Source organism: Marinobacter sp. SS5-14b (assembly GCF_030541005.1).
GTDB lineage: Bacteria > Pseudomonadota > Gammaproteobacteria > Pseudomonadales > Oleiphilaceae > Marinobacter.
In genome coordinates this window covers 200,889-218,317 of record NZ_JASSVM010000001.1, presented here as the reverse complement: position 1 = coordinate 218,317, position 17,429 = coordinate 200,889, and the positions used below count along the sequence as shown (strand labels likewise).

Sequence of the window (17,429 nt, the reverse complement as noted above, 5' to 3'; positions counted from 1 at the left end):
AACGCTTGTTTCAAGTGAATGTTTGTAGTTTCTTGTGACAGAGATACCCGGCAAAGCAGGGAGAAATGCCTGACCAAAAATGATACACTGCCCGGCTTGATCAATGGCGCAGCTCTCCTTTTGGCAGGTCGCTTATGGCATCACAATGGTATTCGCTGGTTTCTCAAAATCTGTATATGGCCAAAATACTGTTGGCACAGCTTGAACACGCTGATGAACACGCACAGGTTTCAGGCCAGCCGCCAGCGGCACTCAGAGAAGCACTTACGCAGGGAGCCACGGAACTTTTACTTCGTGGCAGAAGTACGCTGCTGATCATGATAGCGCGTTATCACCAGCAAAAACATGCAACGCCCAGCTCGCTTGCCGAGCTCAAGGCACTGATTCCCTACGAGGTTCAGGAAATCGAAAACCTTGAATTGCTCTGTGATGACCATCGCAGCTGGTGGAACCACCTCGGGCAACTGGAAAGATCCATGGTGCAGCCGGCAGCCCCGAAAAAAACCGTGTCGGCCGAAAACATCATTGCTATATCTGCAGAGGAAGGGCCGGATCGCTCATCTGAACGCTTGCAGCAAACCCTGAAAGCAATGGCAGAATTTGCCCGCGCACTGGAAGACCAGCACGGCGAATGGTGAATCTCACCACAGCCTGCCAAGCAAGCAAGACTCAAGAACAGAACGCATCAGGATAAAGGTCTAAAGAATGTCACCATCGTTTTTCGAGATAGTTCAACTTTCTGACGGCGACTACGCACTGCGCCGGATAGATGATGATGCAGCTCCGCTAGTTCGCATTTCATTCTCGCCAGAAGCGCGGGAGATGATGGAAGACCGCGACATGAATGTCGCCAAGGCCATGATCGCGGCAGGTATCGAAGCGGCGGGCACCATTGCCCATGATGTCGACTGGGACGACGACGAAAACGAGCTTCCCGACTCCAGGCCCCATTACACACTTCACTGATAATACTTATCTCTGGCGAAGAATAACCCCATGGCTATTGCCTTGCGCCGATGCTTTTTGCAGAGATTCAAACGCCGACCGCGCCAACTTGTTGGTCCATAGAACAACGGCATGACAGGTACCCGCACCCAGCGCCAATTCAGCAAGCTGTTGTGCGGGAATGTCCGCCGTTGAACGCAGCACCAGAATTTCGCTGGCAACAATACCGTGCATTTTCTGCCATTTTCCAACCAGAGCTGCCGGTGGATCTATCCAGGCAAGCCACCGCTTTTCCTGGTTGAGCTGAGTGAGCATGGGCAGCAGCATCTGGAAGTTTTCAACCTGCCCTTCCGGCAATATGATCTCGGTTACATTGCCGCGAAACTCTGCCGCCTCAGGTGATGAGCGGCGAACGCCTGACCGTCTGTATCCAGAGGCGACGGCTTGGGCCGGCACAACGGCCGCCGACTGAAACGCTACGTTCTGATTGAAACTCAACTGTTCCATAACTCACCTACCTGCGGTTAACGCAAAACAGATTTTCGGATTCTCAATGCAGCTCTGAACGCCGGATGACACCCACGCCCAGACCCTCAATAAAGAGCTCCTGTTCGGTTAGATCCACTTCAATGGGACCAAACTCTTCGTTCTCTGCAATCAGCCAGACTTTATTACCTTCTTTCCGGAACCGCTTGACCGTAACCTCGTCACCCACCCGGGCCACAACAACCTGGCCGTTGTGAACATCCTGGGTTCTGTGAACCGCCAGCAGATCGCCATCCATGATGCCGATATCCTTCATACTCATACCCCGAACGCGAAGAAGATAATCCGCTGTCGGAGAGAAGAAATCCGGCTGAAGGGCGCAGTGATCCTCAATGTGCTCCTGGGCAAGAATGGGGCTACCGGCCGCCACCTGACCAATCACCGGCAAGCCCAGATCAGGCTCAGCTTCAGGCAACCGGATGCCACGACTGGCACCGGGAACCATCTCAATCGCACCTTTTCTTGCCAGTGCCCTGAGGTGCTCTTCCGCAGCATTAGCTGAACGAAAGCCCAGCTCCGCGGCGATTTCTGCACGGGTAGGCGGATAACCGGTCTCATCAAGGTAGCGTCGGATAATGTCCAACACCTGGGACTGTCTGGCGGTCAGCTTCATCAAGGGCGCTCCGGGTCAACGTGCCTGGGTTTTTATACAGTGATTTGACTATATACAGTGTTTTATCCAGTGTAAACCCTGCTCTTTACTTTTTCTTATCGGTAACAGGCGATATATTCACGGTATGTTAAGGTGAAGTTCAAAGCCTTGATAAGGATGCAGAGCCTCACCATGACCCCCCATCACCGATGCAACATGCCTGATCACACTCACGGTGCCGACGGGAGTGAACGACGAGTCGGCGTAGAAATTGAACTTTCAGGATTGAGTTATGACGCGCTGGTCGAACATTCGGGGCGCCTCCTCGATGGCACACCCGAGCTCAAATCACGTTACGTGACCAGCCTGCAAACTGACGCGGGCACCTTTACCATCGAACTGGATTCAGACCCGATCAAAGACCTCGATCTTGCCGACAAGCGGCTGCCCGAAGCCGTACGTGAATTTGGCACCCACGCCATGGATGTGATCGATTTCGCCGCTGAAAAGATTGTGCCGCTCGAAATCGTCGGGCCACCTCTGGCTTTTTACCGTCTCGATCTCGTCGAGAATCTGATGGATGAGCTTCGGGAACTGGGTGCGGTTGGCAGCCGCGAGGCAATTTACTATGCCTTCGGACTGCAACTGAACCCGGAGCTCCCGGATCTCGAGCCTGATACCATCGTGCGCTATCTGCAGGCATTTGCCGCTTTGTACGACTGGCTCAAATCCCGGCATCAGATTGATATCAGTCGGAAGTTTACTACCTACATAGAACCCTGGAGCAGCCGGTATACCGAAAAGCTGATGGCCGATGACTATGCGCCGGATATCAAAACGCTGATGTCGGATTATCTGCACTACAACCCCACCCGCAACAAGGCGCTCGACCTTCTGCCCCTGTTTGCGCACCTGGATGCCGAACTACTTGCCGAGTATGTTGATGACCCCCGAATCAAAAGCAGACCAACGCTTCACTATCGCTTGCCGGATTGCGACATCGATAACCCGGATTGGCACTTTTCGTCGGTGTGGAATGACTGGGTGATTCTGGAGCAGGTGGCTAATCACCGGGAGCACCTGGCCGAACTGCGGCATGAATTTCTGGCGGCCAGGAAGTTCAGCCTTCACAACCTGACGCATTCGTGGGAGGAAACCACCGCACACTGGCTGCAAGAGCGCGGCTATGTCTGATCACCAGGAAGCCCCGGAGCTTCCCGGGCTTACCATCGGCATAAGCGGCCCGCCCCGCCGGAGCCTTGCCCATCGCCTGATCAGCCTCGGACTGAAGCTCCATGGCGCTCGCACTCACTATATCCGGCCGGGGTCCCGCACCAACGTGGCCCTGCTGGACGGGCTGGTGTTGTCCGGCGGCACGCATGTACACCCGGAACGTTATGATCAGCAGCCGCAAGTGACAGCGAGTTACAGCCCGAAGCGGGATGAAACCGATTACCGGTTGCTGGAGCAGGCGGAAGCCTTGGGCATTCCGGTGCTGGGCATTTGCCGCGGAGCCCAATTCATCAATATCTTTCAAGGTGGCTCTCTGTGCCAGAACGTCACCCCACTGAGGGTCAGAACACGGCACCGCCCTCTGTTGCTGCCCCTGCAAACCGTTCATCTGGTCATCGGAAGCCGTATTGGCGCACTCATGCCAAGTCATAAGATTGGCGCCAACCGCATTCACAGCCAGGCCATCAAACGACTTGGCCGTAGCTTGCGGGTGACGGCGGTAGATAATGACCTCTTTGTGCAAGCCATTGAAAGCACCGGTCAGCAATGGATGATGGGCGTTCAATGGCACCCGGAATACCTTCTTTACCACCCTGGCCATCGACGCATTTTCAGCCATTTTGTACAAGCTGCCTGTGCGCGAAAACTTCAGCGCCTCGAAAGCGATAACCCCCCAAAGACTTCAGAAGGAAACTGACTATGTCACACCCTTATCGAGCACCTGGCCTGGCAACGGTTGTGCTGGCCTCCGTTCTGGCTCCGGTCGCTGCGTCAGCAGGCGAAGTCAGCCTGAGCGGCGAAGGCATTGTGAGCTATACCCCAGACAGCGCCCGGCTTCAGTTTACCGCCAGCGCCGAGCACAAGCTGCCTGAAAAGGCCTCCCAGCAGGTCGCGGATACCATGACACAATGGCGAAAAGGCATTCAGAACCTGCGTGACCAGCTTGATGATTACTCAGATGCTGACGTCAATCTCTATACCCGCTCCCTGCCAATACAGGAGCACGGGCAGAAACCAGAGCAGCTTGCGGTAGCCAGCCAGACGGTCAGCTTTGCGATCCGTGATCTTGAGCTTTTGAACCCGCTGCTGGATCAGGCACAAAAACTTGGACTGCAATACCACCTGGGCAGTCATCAGTTTTTCCACTCAAACGAACCAGACCTTCAGAGACAGGCTCTGGCGCTCGCCATTAAGGATGCCAGAGACCAATGCACATTCGTGGCAGAGCAGCTCGACAAAAGCTGCGGAGACGTTGTTACCATCAATATCAGTGGTGGCCACCGGCCTGTTCCGATGATGATGGCTGAGGCAAAATCCGGCGGAGACACAGTCTCCAGCGTGGGCCCCAGGGAAGTTCGTGCCAGTGTCAGCGCCACCTTCGAGCTGGATTGACCCGCCAGGCACTCAGAAATCCCGGGTATAGAAAATATCCAGTGACGCTGCCAGCCCGCTGGCAGCCTCCAGGTAGAAGTAGCGGCCGAGATCATAGCGCAGTGCCACGGTGGTGATCGGCTCGAAGATGCCCACTCCGTAACGCAGACTGAGCTCATCCGTAATATAACCACTGGCAACCACGGCAGCCTGATCGCCGGAGCCTTCCGCTTCAAGAATCAGGTTTTTTATGCCCAGCTCCTCACCAATACCTTGCGTGAACTTGCTGGTCTGAGTGAGCCCGAGCGATATCGCGGCCTGGCTCATCTGCCCTTCGTCCCCTCTGCCGCGAGGTGGACGGCCCAGGATCACGTAAGACAACGCATCGCTCTGGGGCATTGCAGGCTCGGAAAACACCTCGGTTTCCGGTGCGCTGACCGGGCCGCTCAGTCTTATACCCGCGACAACCGTATCGACTTCCCGCACCGCTTCAATGTCCAGGTAAGGTTCGGTAAGCGCGCCTACAAACACCACCCTCGCCCTGCGCAGATCCAGCTCCTGGCCAAAGGCCTCGTAACGGCCGTTTACCAGCCGCAAGGCGCCCCGGGTATCCATGTTGTTGCCGATGCGCAGCGTTCCTTCCAGATTTCCTGTCAGGCCAAAAGCATCAAAACCCACCTCTTCTTCGCCAACCACCACGGTGATGTCCATCAGCATCGCGCGGATGGTCGGCTCTTCTCGCTGAACACCGACAACCTGCTCATCTTCCGAGACCGAAACCGCCGACTCGGGCAACCCCTTTATCTCAATGCTGCCTCTGGGCACTTCAACCCGGCCGGATACCGCCAGCTCGCCGCTGCCAAACCGGATGTCCAGATCAGGCGCCACTTCCACGCTGGCATAGGGTTCAATATTAACCGGTAAACGGTTCCCGCTGACGTTCAGGGCAAGCTCTGGTTCCTGTTGCCAGTTCAACGTCCCGGAAAGCTGTCCCTGACTTCGGTCGTTACTTTGCCAGCGACCACTGATATCCGCCGAGTAGCCCAGAAATTCCAGCACAAGCACCACCTCTTCCAAGGGCAACGGCAGTTTTGTGTCCTGAAGGCGGCCCTCAGTAAGCGCCAGCTCGCCGGTTATTTCCGGTTTTAACAAAGGGCCGGCGAGCGTCCCTTCGCCATTAACCTGGCCTTTGACCTCCTCCAGCCCGGCAAAGGCCGACAAGAACGCCAGGTCCAGATTTTTCAGGCTGAACTGACCGTCGACCGTTCGCTGCTCCGAGATAGGATCAACCGCCAGGCGAGTACTGAATTCGCCCAACTCAGGGCCGCTCAGCGCAAACGACAGCTCAGCCTGCTCAGGCTTGAGGAGCGCATCGACCGTCAGTGTCCTGTGGCTCAGCTTCTCCCACTTATCGAGTACCAGAAATTCAAAGGTGCCCTCTCCCGCGTCCACGCTGATCCGCCCGTCCGGGCCAGCGTCGGTATACGACAGTTCGATGTCAGCATCGAGCATAGCGGTCCACCGGAAGGTTTCCGGGAACAGAGGCTCCAGAGCGAGCGCGGGAAACCGGGTAATCTGATAGGCAATCCGGGGATCCGGCCAGAGTTGCTGCTCTCCGGCACATACCGAGCTGTCTTGCCAGCGCCAGCAATGCGCACCAAAGCTCAACACCCCGTCGGCGCTATAAACAAGGTCGGCAGGCTGGTCCAGAACCCAGGACTGGCCCGGTTCCGGCACATCGATTTCGCCGCGGGTCAGAGCGCCGCTCCAACTGGCAAGGTTCACGCCCAGACTGCCGACAAAGTCGAGCAGTAGCGACACTTCAGGGTGGCTTGCAGTCAGCGAAACCTGATGGTTTTCGCGGGTTCCGTTGACCGACAGCATGACTTCATCAACGTCCTGCCCGGAAGCCTTGATGCTCTTCGCTGCCAGTGTAGCGTCAAGCACTTCACCAGCGGCGAGTTCTGCCTGTATCTCTGCACTGCCCACCCTCAGAAGATCTTGCCAGGCCAGTTCCTGAGCACCCAGGCTAAGTGTCGCCTGAGGTTTCTGCACATTACCTGAAGCGGTCAGTTGAGCTGACAGCTCACCCTCAAGCCCGGGCACAAGAGCGCCAGGCTGCGGCAACAGGACTGCAAAGTCCGCAGCGATGTCCGCACCGTAGCGACCACTCCCGGTCACTCTGTTCTCACCAACCGTCAGCAGAAGGTCATCCAGCAACCAGTCAGAACCATCACTGGTCAGCCTGCCCTCGGCGTTTGCCTCTTGCTGCTGCCATGTTCCCTGCAGTGCCCAGTCGGCAGACATTGCCGGCAGTTCCCCTTCCTGAAGCTCGCCTTCACTGTTCACTTGCCCGTTCAGGCTGGACTCCAGAACCGGCAACCAGTAACCCGGGTTAAACTGGTTCAGTTCCAAGGCGGCCTGCCAGGACAAAGGGCCGGAAAATCCCAGTTCCCCATGCCCGGAAAGAGAGCCAGCCCCGGTGGTCATCTCCAACTGACGGATACTCAGGGATTCGAGATTGCCATTGACGCGGGTCCTCAGATTGGCAGAGCCCAGTGGCCCGCTTACTCTGGCACCCAGATCGGCATCATAGCTACCGTCACGGTAGGTCGCCTGCCCTTGCAGTGCCTCCAGCACAACGGGCGGCGGCTGAATGCCGGGTATCAGGCCATACCAGGGGAACGCATCCAGATTCAGCTTGGCGTTGGCTTCAAGACCCTCTGACCAGGATACCTCGCCTCTGGCCTCAAAGGTTCCGGGTTGCTGTCGCTCGCTCGCGGCAGGGCCAGACAGCGAAAGTACCAAATCTGAGACATCCCCAGTGGTGACCACCCCCTTCAGGGCAAGGCTGATTTCCCCGGTGGTTCCGGGCAATACGGCACTGGACTCTGCTGCAAAACCCTTTGCCAGTGATCCGTTCAGGCCCACAACCAGTTGGTTAAGAGTGAGGGTTGGTGGCAGGCTGTCATGGGCCAAAAAGGCGGGCGACTGCACCGTGAGGTTTGCCGGCAGGCTGTTATTCAGCGGCTCCACCTGTCCGTTCAGGCTGGCATCGAGGTAGCCTTCGCTCTGGCCCGTAACCCTGAGCTGCCGGACACTGCCGGCAAGGTTCAGCCCAATTTGCCAGGCGTCGCCCGAGGGCGGCGGCAGCTCGGCCGTGACGTTTATATCGAGAGGCCAGTCTCTGCGCATTTCGGCCCGACCGCTTGCGGTCACCCGAATGCCGCCTAATTTATAAAATGCATGATCAATCTGAAGGCTGGCACCGGAGGCACTCGTGCGTAATTCAACCCGATCCCAGATGGCGCTTTCGTTGACCGTCAGTGGTCCCAGATCGACATCCCTCACATTAAGCGCAAGCGGCAGGTTAATCTCTGGCAGAGTGATGGCCCCGGATTCATCGCTCTCATTGCTTTCAGAAGGCTGAACCCCGACCTCAATGCGCGTTGCCTTGAGGGTTTCAAGACAGAGCGTCAGTTCAAACAGGCAGCTTGGTGACCAGTCCACCTCAGGGGATTGCACCAGAACCCCCACACCATAACCTTGCCACTCAAGGCTCTCGGCCTGCCACTGCCCCAACAACGAACCGTTGCCGGCCTTGGTGTTCAGCCCCGGAATTTTCTCTATCGTCCAGGCGGTGCCGGTTTCGGTATTGAGTGCGACAAGAACCAGGCCCACCAGCAACACCGGCAACAGCAAAACCACCGCAAGAATGACCAACAACCAAAACCACCAGCGCCGGCGCAACGGCACCCTGCCGGTCTTCGGCTGGCTGTCATGATTCGGCTGAGCATTCTTCGTTGTCACAGCTCCGGCCCCATAGAAAAGTGAATTCGCCAGTCGCCACCAAGGGATTCGTTCAGCCCCTGAGCGATATCCAGTCTCAACGGCCCAACCGGACTCACCCAACGAATCCCAACGCCAACCCCCGTTGCCAGCGGATCAAACACATCGTCTACCGCGTTGCCCTCATCAACAAATGCCGCAACACGCCAGTTTCTTGCGAACTCGTACTGATACTCGGCACTGCCGACAATAAGATAGCGCCCGCCCACAGCCACACCATCCGAACCCTTCGGCGACAGCGTTTCATAACCATAGCCCCGCACGCTTTGATCACCACCCGCAAAAAACCGGAGCGATGGCGGAACATCAGAAAAGCTGTTGGTGGCCACACCCCCAAAATTGAACCGAGCCAGGAAGCGGTGGTTGTCTGCCAGCGTGTACAACCCGCGAGCCAGTAGGTTGACATGCAGTATATCGGCATCGGAAAGCACGGCGCTGTGTGCGCCCGTCACGTCAAGTTGCAGCCGGTATCCTCTGGAGGGATCAAGGGGCGAGTCGGCCTGTAACTTTGAATAGCTCGCACCTGGCAGTAGCAAGGTGGAATTGCCTCTTTCGTCTTCGCCGATGGTAAATCGCTCGCCTTCCCAGCGCATGGACAGCACCTGCATCCAGCCATTGTCCAGCTGATGACGCCACTGCTGACCGAGCGTCAAACGCTCAGACTCCACATCTTCAATGTGCTCACGCTGATAACCGCTACTCAGGCGAATGGAATCTGTCATGGGTGGGTCCAGAGGCAATTCGTACCAACCGGTCAGGTTTTGGCGCGGCACTGACAGTTCGGTCTCCAGGCCGCGGCGATGGCCCATAGGGTTGATGTAATGCTCGCGCCAATTACCCCGCAAGCGGGGCCCAACATCCGTGGAAAAACCGACACCCGCTGCGATGGAGCGACGTTTTCGGGGCGTCAACACAATGTTTACCGGAATAACCCCGTCGTCGGCCCGGTTTGGCGAGGCCTCAACATCCACCCCGGAAAAATAACCACTGTTGGAAAGGTCACGGCTGAGCTTTGCCACCTCGCCTGCGTGAAACGGCTCACCCGGTTCAAAGGTGACAAACTGATCCAGTAAGGCCTGCTCGAAACCGTGCCCTTCCCGAAAGGTAACCCGGCCCAGGCGATACCGCTCTCCCGTGCGGAAGGTCAGACTGATATCCGCTGTTTTTTCAGAAGGGTCAACCTCAAGCGTTCGGGTTGCAAACTCTCCGTCAAAGTACCCTAAACGGCTGGCCCTGTTCTGAATGATCTGGCGCAGGTTGTCGTATTGGCCATGATTGAGCACGTCGCCCACCGCGGGCTGATCCGGAAGCTGGTATACGAGTTCCGGGTCATCCCGACCTGGTCCTTCAAACACAACCGTGCGGTTCTGTATTCTGACAGGGTCACCGGGCGCCACCGTCAACAAGAGTTCGGCCAGGCCGTCACTGTCGTCGCTTACCGTCCAGGTAATCTCCGGATTGTAATAACCCAGCGCCCTGACCGCCTCTTCAACCTGGGCAATTGCGGTCGGTGCGTAGCGCCGTAAACCATCAGCGGTTCGGCCCTCCACTTCCCCCAGAAAGATCCTGGCATTGTCTTCCAGGGCACTGTAATCACCCTCAACATCAACCTGCACCTGATTCGCCACACTCAAACCGGAATAACACAGCACAAACAGCCGGAAGGCCGTGAGGGCAGCTCTTTTTCGGGTAACGGCTGAAAACATACGGCGTTTTGGTATCCCAACCAGGTTTGGTGATGAATCCCTGTCACAGGAGCGAGAGTTTACCGGTACCCCAATGGCCGTGCCACGCCTGGCGCAACAAAATCACAATTGGCCACATTGCCAACCGGCATGGCGGCCTCCGCCAATGGCCAAGGCGACAATCGGCGCCATGCTCAGGGCTACAGTATCTCTCATGCGCACCCCAAATCAGGAGACTGCCGTGCCCAAGGACCCCATAGGCCTTGCCCTCTCAATTATGAACCGGATTTCCGGAAATCCGCTATTGGACCGGTTAGGGCTTCGGTCCCCACTTGAAAAAACCGCATACCACGGCACCCGCGCGGGTTTTCGTACCATTGCGTTGGCGGGCCGGGAATTCAATCGGGCTCGCAACTGGCTTCCGCAAACACGCTTGCCCGCGCGCAAGCAAGGTGAGCTCTTTGATCTGTCGCTGGATGACGACCAGCTGATGATCACCGACAGTCTTCACAGGCTCTCCCGAGAGGTGCTCCGCCCCAACGCATGCGAAGCTGATGAATCCGGCACATTTCCTGCCCGGATTATGGCTTCAACAGCCGAACTGGGCCTGACCATGTACGCAGTACCTGGTGAGTTTGGCGGTGTTGCCGAGCAGCAGTCTCCGGTCACCAGCGTGCTGATTGCGGAACAACTGGCCTGGGGCGATATGGGGCTCGCCCTGGCGCTGCTGGCACCGTTCAGTGTAGCCCAGGCCATTAGTCAGTGGGGCACCGGTGAGCAGCAGTCACGTTACTTGCCAGCTTTCTGTGAAGACCATCCCCCTATGGCCAGCATCGCTCTGGACGAACCAACGCCCTTGTTCGACCCGATGCACCCCGCCACCACCGCCATTGCAACCGCCCATGGCTATCGCCTCAACGGTGAAAAAGCCCAGGTTGTCATGGGCGGCCAGTGCGATCTACTCCTGGTTGCCGCAGTACTTGACGGCAAACCTCGCATGTTTATCGTGGAGACGGCTGGCAGAAACCTGCTCATTACCGACGACGACGGAATGGGCCTGCGCGCCACAGGTGCCGTCAAAATCTGTTTCGACAACACGGAGCTGCCAGCGGATGCACTGCTCGGCGGTGATGATTTCGATTATCAGGCATTTATCGACCGGGCCGCTCTGATGCGCTGTGGGCTGGCCGTGGGTACTGCACAAGCCGTACTGGATTACGTGATCCCCTACTGCAACGACCGGCACGCGTTTGGCGAACCCATCAGCCACCGGCAGTCTGTCGCGTTCATGATCAGCAATCTGGCGATTGAAATCGACAGCATGCGTTTGCTCACCTGGCGCGCCGCCAGCCGGGCAGAAGCTGGCCTGGCGTTTCATCGCGAAGCAAGCCTTGCGCGATTACTGTGTAACGAAAAGAGCATGGAAGTCGGCAGCAACGGTGTGCAATTGCTGGGCGGCCACGGATTTGTAAAAGAGCACCCGGTTGAGCGCTGGTATCGAGACTTGCGTTCTGTCGCCACCCACCACGGCGGCGTTCACGCCTGAAACAGAGGAACACAGCATGAACCTAGAAATTCCAGGCAAGTTCGCGCCGATTATCCACCAGGCCCGGCAAGTTGCGCGGGAAGTCTTCCGGCCAATCTCCCGAAAATACGACCGTGCAGAACACGCATACCCTAAAGAGCTGGATCTGTTTGCCACCATCATGGACGGCATGAACGACGGCGCGGCCGACGGTGGGGCGGGTGCAGGCCGCCTGGCCCGTTCCGGGGGCGAAGGCGCACCCGGAAACCGCAACGGCACCAACATGAAAACCGTCCTGGGCCTGACCGAATTGTGCTGGGGTGATGTTGGCCTGGCGCTGTCGATCCCCCGCCAGGGCCTGGGTAACTCAGCCATCGCCGCTGTTGCCAGCGAAACGCAGCTGAAACGGTTCGGCAGCACGTGGGCTGCCATGGCAATCACCGAGCCTGGGGCCGGGTCAGATTCCGCAGCCATCCAGACAACGGCCACCCAGGACGGCGACCACTACATCATCAACGGCGAGAAGATCTATGTAACCGCAGGCGAGCGCGCCAATGCCGTCGTGGTCTGGGCAACCCTGGACAAGTCCCGGGGGCGAGCGGCCATCAAATCGTTTGTGGTGGAGAAAGGCACTCCGGGCATGAGCGTGGAGCGGCTGGAAAAGAAACTGGGCATACGAGCCTCTGACACCGCAGCCATCCGCTTCGACAACTGCCGCATTCCCAAAGAAAACCTGCTGGGAGACCCGGACATCAGCGTCGACAAGGGCTTTGCCGGGGCCATGCAAACCTTCGATAACACTCGCCCAGTGGTGGCAGGCATGGCTATTGGCGTGGCGCGGGCTGCGCTGGAGCGTACCCGTGACCTACTCGCCATCAGCGGGTTAAACCTGGATTATCGGCAACAAACCTGGCACCTGCCCGCCGCAGCCCGGGAGCTGCACCTGCTGGAAGCCGAACTCGAAGCCGCCAGGCTACTGACCCTGCGCGCAGCCTGGATGGCCGATAATGGTCAGCCAAATTCCCGGGAAGCCTCCATGGCGAAAGCCAAGGCCGGACGTGTTGGTAGCCAGGTCACTCTGAGGTGCGCAGAGCTGTGTGGCAGTCTCGGCTATGGCGAAACCGAATTACTGGAAAAATGGGCCCGGGATTCAAAAATACTGGATATTTTCGAAGGCACTCAGCAAATCCAGTTGCTGATCATCGCCCGACGACTGCTTGGCAAGTCGTCCTCAGAGTTAAAATAGGCTACTCTGTCAGGGACTTATATTCAGTCCCTGACACGTTTACAGGTAGCCACAATGCTCAGGATAAACCGCGAGAACCTGAAATCCAGCCATCAGATGATCTGGTTCCTCATCGATTTTCTGATGCTGGGCCTGCTGATTATCAACCTTGCGTTTATTATCTGGGACTCCATCTATAATTTCATCGCCGTGCAGAATCTCCTCAAGGAGCACCTGCCTGCAGCGCAGTCTGCCTACCACCCCATCCACGAAAACTTTATCTTCTACGACCTGATCTTCGTATGGATATTTCTCAGTGAGTTTTTTATTCGGTGGGGTTATTCCATCAAGGCAAAGGTTTACGATCGCTGGTACTTTTACCCATTCATCCACTGGTATGACCTGGTAGGCTGCATCCCGGTCGGCAGCCTGCGCTTTTTGCGAATACTGCGGATTATCTCGATCGTATACCGGCTGCATCAATACAAGATCATCGACGTCACCAGTACCCGGCTGTACCGATTTGTTGCGTTTTATTACGACGCCTTCATGGAAGAGCTGTCGGACCGCATCGTCCTGAAAGTCCTGAGTGGCGTTCAGCATGAAGTCCAGCAGGGCTCACCCCTGTTCGACAGAATCCAACATGACATTTTGTATCCGAGACGCCAAATGCTGTCCGACTGGCTGTCAGACCGGATTGCCCTGGCAGCACAGCAGGGTTATATACCGAACCGGGGGGCGTTGCGAGCCTACCTTGAGCACCGGGTAGACAACGCTTTGAAACAGAATCTCGAGTTGTCACGACTTAAGTATCTACCGGTGGTGGGGCCCACCATTCAGGACACCCTGGAGAATGCTGTAGGGGATATCGTGGCCAACGTGATTCACCAGATTCTGGATGATCTCGCCTCCTCCACCAACCATGCGTTTATTGAAGACATCGTAAACGTATTTTTACCTGAGCCAGGTTCGGCAGCCGCCAGCGGAAATACCGAGAAGGAGGCACTCATCGCTCTGATTACCGAGATCATAGAAGCGATCAAGACACAGGTTCAGGTTAAGCATTGGCGCAGGAACCTGCCCTAGTGTCCCGTAGTGGGCAAGCGCCCTGCGTCAGCGCCATTGGGCCGGTGAATAACTGAACACCGGAAGCGACACCCGCCAGCGAATGGCACACATCCTCATCAGCAGCCCCAGACTGAAAGCTGCCAACAGCGTAATATCTTCATCAACACCCTCGCGCAGCAGCGCAAGATACGCCAACGCAACCACCAACGACACACTGGCGTAGAGCTCGTGGCGTAATACCTGAGGCGTTCGATTGCACATAATATCCCGAAGAATGCCACCAAAAATACCGGTGGTAATGCCCGACATCACGATCACCGGTGTTGCGTAGCCAAGCTTCAATGCAACGTTGCACCCGATAACGGTGAAAGCCACCAGCCCGATAGCGTCGAGAACGAGAAACAACTGGTGCAGGTGGCGCATGAACCGGGCAATGACAATGGTCACCAGGCCACCCGTAATGGTCAGATAGATGTAGCCTGGATGCTGGGTCCAGGTCACCGGGAAATTGCCCAACAGAATGTCGCGCACTGTGCCGCCCCCGAGAGCGGTCAGAAAAGCGATAACAGCAACCCCAAAAAGGTCCATATTGCGCCGGCCCGCGGCCAGGGCTCCCGACATGGTTTCCGCCGTGATGGCTATCAGATAGACAGAGGTAAGCACACAGATCTCCTGCGTTCTATTGGCCTCTCCCCCTGTCCCTGATACCTGAGAGTTTACAGGAATACCCTGCTTGCCCCTTCGGTGGACTGCCGGGGCAGTCACTCTCCAGACGGCTGTTGATGTTGGTCGCAGTACATGAGCCTGAGCGTTTATGGGAGGTTGCGCCTTCGGCGGAGTGCGAAAGCACTCTCTCTCCTGCGAGGGGGCGCATTATAGCGCCCAAATACAAAAAAGGCAGATCCGTAAGGTTCCCATAACCCGCTTTGATCACGTGGTCGAGTTAACGGCGAAAATCTTCCAGAAAATGCAGTAGCCAATTAATCCCGGCCAGGTATATCGCCAGTGCTTCCTCTCTGTATTCACCATGCCCATGCGTGGCCCGCGGATGAGCAATCCGATAACAAACACTGCCGCCGCCGTGGAACTCCCAAAGTTTCCTGGGTACCACCGGATCAACGTTTTCATGACCGTCGAAATGATCATTGAATAGACTTCGAATGATCGGATCAATCTGATCGTACCCGGTGGCAAAAATGATGAAGTACGGTTTAAGCTGTTTGATTTGCGCCGCAAGCAACTGATTGGAAAGCCTGAGCACCTCTGAAAGCTCACCATTGGGTCGATCTATCGGTAACCGACCATCGTAATCCCAGGCAAAGAGATTGGCGTACACCAGAGCTTTGGGATCCACATCCAGCTCTCTTGCCAACCGGAAATAATATTGCTTGAAACGACTGCTCGTCTTGGTGACAACACGACCGCTGGCACTGAGTTCGAGAGGATTAAAGTATCGCTACACGGGCTCGGAGCCTTCGGCTGTCGCACTTTGATACGCCTGTTCCAGCGCATCGAAGATATCTTCCGGCACTCTGTACCGGTATTGCTTGCGCCGGTGGTTGGAGATGCGGCCATTCTGGTCCAGGCAAAACATTACCAGCCTGGAAAGATCAGTGTTGGGTATATCGAAGACCCGGTCTATGCTGCGGTAGATTTCGTCGTATCGGGTAAGGAATACGGTTTCTTCTTTCAGGTGTTGTTCAATAGCCTGCTTGGTTGCCCGGGCCATAAATTCGGCGCAGTGGGTGCCGTCCCAGTATCGGTAGAGGGCTTCATGGCCCTTAAATTCAAACTGGAACTGGTTTTCGTCGATGTAAGTAACGTCCCAGTATTGCCTCGCTTGCTCCGAAAACGCTTGCAGCACACCAAGATATTCGGACTCATTCAGGCGTAGCACGATGGATACGGGCAACACCAGGCCGTTTTGGAGGGCCCCACGCTGGCACAGTACCTGGTGAAACAAAAACCGGGACAGGCGGCCATTGCCATCCATGAAAGGATGAACAAATACAAAGCCGAAGGAAACGATACTTGCCAAAACCAGTGAGTCCACCTCTTCCGGTGGCTGGTTTGCCAATGCCATCAGCTGTTCCATCAAGGAGCGCGACAGTTCCGGAGCTGGCGGCACATAGGTAACCCCCAGCGCTCCACGCAAGCCGTTACTAAGGTAATTCTGTTCCGTTCGGAAGGACACAGCCTGGGAGAACACGTTGCTGATAACGGCGTTTTGCAGGTCTACCAGGTAGTCTTCATCCAGTTTTCGGGGGCTGTGGGCCTGTTTCAGAAGGTTCACGAAGCGGGTGGCTTTATCTTCCGACGGTGCTTCGTTTTCAATGGCGTAGGAGTCCTTGGTTTCGTGCAGGTAGGCCCAGGCCAACGTGCGGTTCAGGATGTCTTTCGGAAGTGACTCGGTAAACTCCGTGGCTTTTTGCAGCAAGCCTTCATCAAGCAACGCCTGAAGCTCTCCGGTTCGCCGCACTGTGATGCAGTAATCCAGTGTGCCCAGGCCATTGAATATCACTCGCCAACGGGGATTCTTCTGTCCCTGGCCGGTGATGTAGGCCTTGGCGTTAAATAACGGCACGTAAGCTTGCCGAATGCTCTCCGTGGCGCGTTTAATCGTCTCTCCGGTAAAGTGCTCCCACAGGAAGCAGGCCTTGCGCAAGTATTGGCTGTTTGGGGCGGAATCAAAGGCCTGGCGGATCTCAGACTCTGGGATGGCCGGCAACGCCTGTGCCAGTACCTGCAAGTTGATGCCTTCGTGTTTGATGGCAAACAGAACGTGGCCCAGACGATCATTCGGGGACGGGACCAGCTTTGCGGGCACAGCTATGGTCTGGCCGATGAATTCCTTGCGGGTGACCGAGCGCACTTCCACAGAGATTGCCGGCTCTATTGCCGAGATACTGTCCTGATTGATGAGATGCGCGTAACCTGCGTATTGCATGTTATCCCTTTCTTCCGCCCGCCAGAACTTTATTTACACTCATTTCACTTTATTTACACTTTTTATGATCTCACTAATATTTTTTACACACAAGGATGGGGTGGCCGAGTCGTCCGCTGATGGATTATTTGGCGTGTGACATAGAAAGACTTACAGTCAACAACGAAGAGGGGCCAAAATATCCAAATCGGAAATTGGCACGCATAGGGCACGGTGAGGGCACGGAGAAAATTCCAGAGTCAGAAAGCAAAAAAGGCAGACCAGTAAGTTACTGATCTGCCTTTCTTTTATATGGTAGCGGGGGCAGGATTCGAACCTACGACCTTCGGGTTATGAGCCCGACGAGCTACCAGACTGCTCCACCCCGCATCAAACTTTTTGTTGGCCTTCGGGGCTAACCCCGATCAACGAGGCGCGAATAATACGGCCTGATGCCGGCAGTG

General features: G+C 56.4%; 15 protein-coding genes, 1 tRNA gene and 2 riboswitches. Of the genes, 8 read left to right on the top strand and 8 right to left on the bottom strand.

Going from position 1 to position 17,429, the window contains the following annotated elements; all coding sequences use genetic code 11:
* Positions 1–134: 134 nt before the first annotated feature.
* Entirely contained in the window at positions 135–638 is a 504-nt protein-coding gene (locus QPL95_RS00955; protein ID WP_303289145.1) for a DUF6586 family protein, read from the top strand.
* Positions 639–705: 67 nt separating this feature from the next.
* Positions 706–966, top strand: a complete 261-nt coding sequence (locus QPL95_RS00950; protein ID WP_303289144.1) for a hypothetical protein — start codon at positions 706–708, stop codon at positions 964–966.
* Between the two features lie 6 nt (positions 967–972).
* Here QPL95_RS00950 and QPL95_RS00945 read toward each other — a convergent pair whose 3' ends face one another.
* Complete coding sequence (locus QPL95_RS00945) at positions 973–1,452, bottom strand: cell division inhibitor SulA (RefSeq protein WP_303289143.1); 480 nt, start codon at positions 1,450–1,452, stop codon at positions 973–975.
* Positions 1,453–1,495: 43 nt separating this feature from the next.
* A complete protein-coding gene (gene lexA, locus QPL95_RS00940) occupies positions 1,496–2,107 on the bottom strand; it encodes a transcriptional repressor LexA (RefSeq protein ID WP_303289142.1) in 612 nt (203 codons plus the stop codon).
* 168 nt (positions 2,108–2,275) lie between these two features.
* Here lexA and QPL95_RS00935 point away from each other — a divergent pair, with 168 nt between their 5' ends.
* The 3 genes from QPL95_RS00935 to QPL95_RS00925 are packed head-to-tail and all read left to right on the top strand — an operon-like array spanning position 2,276 to position 4,708.
* Positions 2,276–3,277, top strand: coding sequence for an amidoligase family protein (locus QPL95_RS00935; RefSeq protein WP_303289140.1), 1,002 nt, complete (start codon positions 2,276–2,278; stop codon positions 3,275–3,277).
* On the top strand, positions 3,270–4,013 hold the full coding sequence (locus QPL95_RS00930; protein ID WP_303289139.1) for a gamma-glutamyl-gamma-aminobutyrate hydrolase family protein: 744 nt from the start codon (positions 3,270–3,272) through the stop codon (positions 4,011–4,013). Before QPL95_RS00935 ends, QPL95_RS00930 begins: the two co-directional genes overlap by 8 nt.
* Positions 4,014–4,015: 2 nt before the next feature.
* On the top strand, positions 4,016–4,708 hold the full coding sequence (locus QPL95_RS00925; RefSeq protein WP_303289138.1) for an SIMPL domain-containing protein: 693 nt from the start codon (positions 4,016–4,018) through the stop codon (positions 4,706–4,708).
* A gap of 12 nt (positions 4,709–4,720) precedes the next feature.
* Here QPL95_RS00925 and QPL95_RS00920 read toward each other — a convergent pair whose 3' ends face one another.
* Entirely contained in the window at positions 4,721–8,497 is a 3,777-nt protein-coding gene (locus QPL95_RS00920; RefSeq protein WP_303289137.1) for a translocation/assembly module TamB domain-containing protein, read from the bottom strand.
* Positions 8,494–10,242, bottom strand: a complete 1,749-nt coding sequence (locus QPL95_RS00915) for an autotransporter assembly complex family protein (RefSeq protein WP_303289136.1) — start codon at positions 10,240–10,242, stop codon at positions 8,494–8,496. Before QPL95_RS00915 ends, QPL95_RS00920 begins: the two co-directional genes overlap by 4 nt.
* Positions 10,243–10,462: 220 nt before the next feature.
* Between QPL95_RS00915 and QPL95_RS00910 the strand changes: the two genes are divergently transcribed.
* The 3 genes from QPL95_RS00910 to QPL95_RS00900 are packed head-to-tail and all read left to right on the top strand — an operon-like array spanning position 10,463 to position 14,057.
* A complete protein-coding gene (locus tag QPL95_RS00910; RefSeq protein ID WP_303289135.1) occupies positions 10,463–11,767 on the top strand; it encodes an acyl-CoA dehydrogenase family protein in 1,305 nt (434 codons plus the stop codon).
* 16 nt (positions 11,768–11,783) lie between these two features.
* Complete coding sequence (locus QPL95_RS00905; protein ID WP_303289134.1) at positions 11,784–12,992, top strand: acyl-CoA dehydrogenase family protein; 1,209 nt, start codon at positions 11,784–11,786, stop codon at positions 12,990–12,992.
* Positions 12,993–13,046: 54 nt separating this feature from the next.
* Positions 13,047–14,057, top strand: a complete 1,011-nt coding sequence (locus QPL95_RS00900; RefSeq protein ID WP_303289133.1) for a hypothetical protein — start codon at positions 13,047–13,049, stop codon at positions 14,055–14,057.
* Between the two features lie 27 nt (positions 14,058–14,084).
* On the opposite strand, the gene QPL95_RS00895 is transcribed toward QPL95_RS00900, so the two are convergent.
* The 4 genes from QPL95_RS00895 to QPL95_RS00880 form a co-directional block, all read right to left on the bottom strand.
* Positions 14,085–14,702: a trimeric intracellular cation channel family protein gene (locus tag QPL95_RS00895; RefSeq protein ID WP_303289132.1), complete on the bottom strand. Its 618-nt coding sequence runs from the start codon at positions 14,700–14,702 to the stop codon at positions 14,085–14,087.
* Between the two features lie 22 nt (positions 14,703–14,724).
* Positions 14,725–14,821: riboswitch (glycine riboswitch) on the bottom strand.
* Positions 14,822–14,910, bottom strand: a riboswitch (glycine riboswitch).
* Between the two features lie 72 nt (positions 14,911–14,982).
* Positions 14,983–15,393: a hypothetical protein gene (locus QPL95_RS00890; RefSeq protein ID WP_303289131.1), complete on the bottom strand. Its 411-nt coding sequence runs from the start codon at positions 15,391–15,393 to the stop codon at positions 14,983–14,985.
* Positions 15,394–15,495: 102 nt separating this feature from the next.
* Positions 15,496–16,986 (bottom strand): Fic family protein, encoded by a 1,491-nt coding sequence (locus QPL95_RS00885; protein WP_303289130.1) that lies wholly within the window; start codon positions 16,984–16,986, stop codon positions 15,496–15,498.
* Between the two features lie 292 nt (positions 16,987–17,278).
* Positions 17,279–17,355, bottom strand: a tRNA-Met gene (locus QPL95_RS00880).
* Positions 17,356–17,429: the final 74 nt, after the last annotated feature.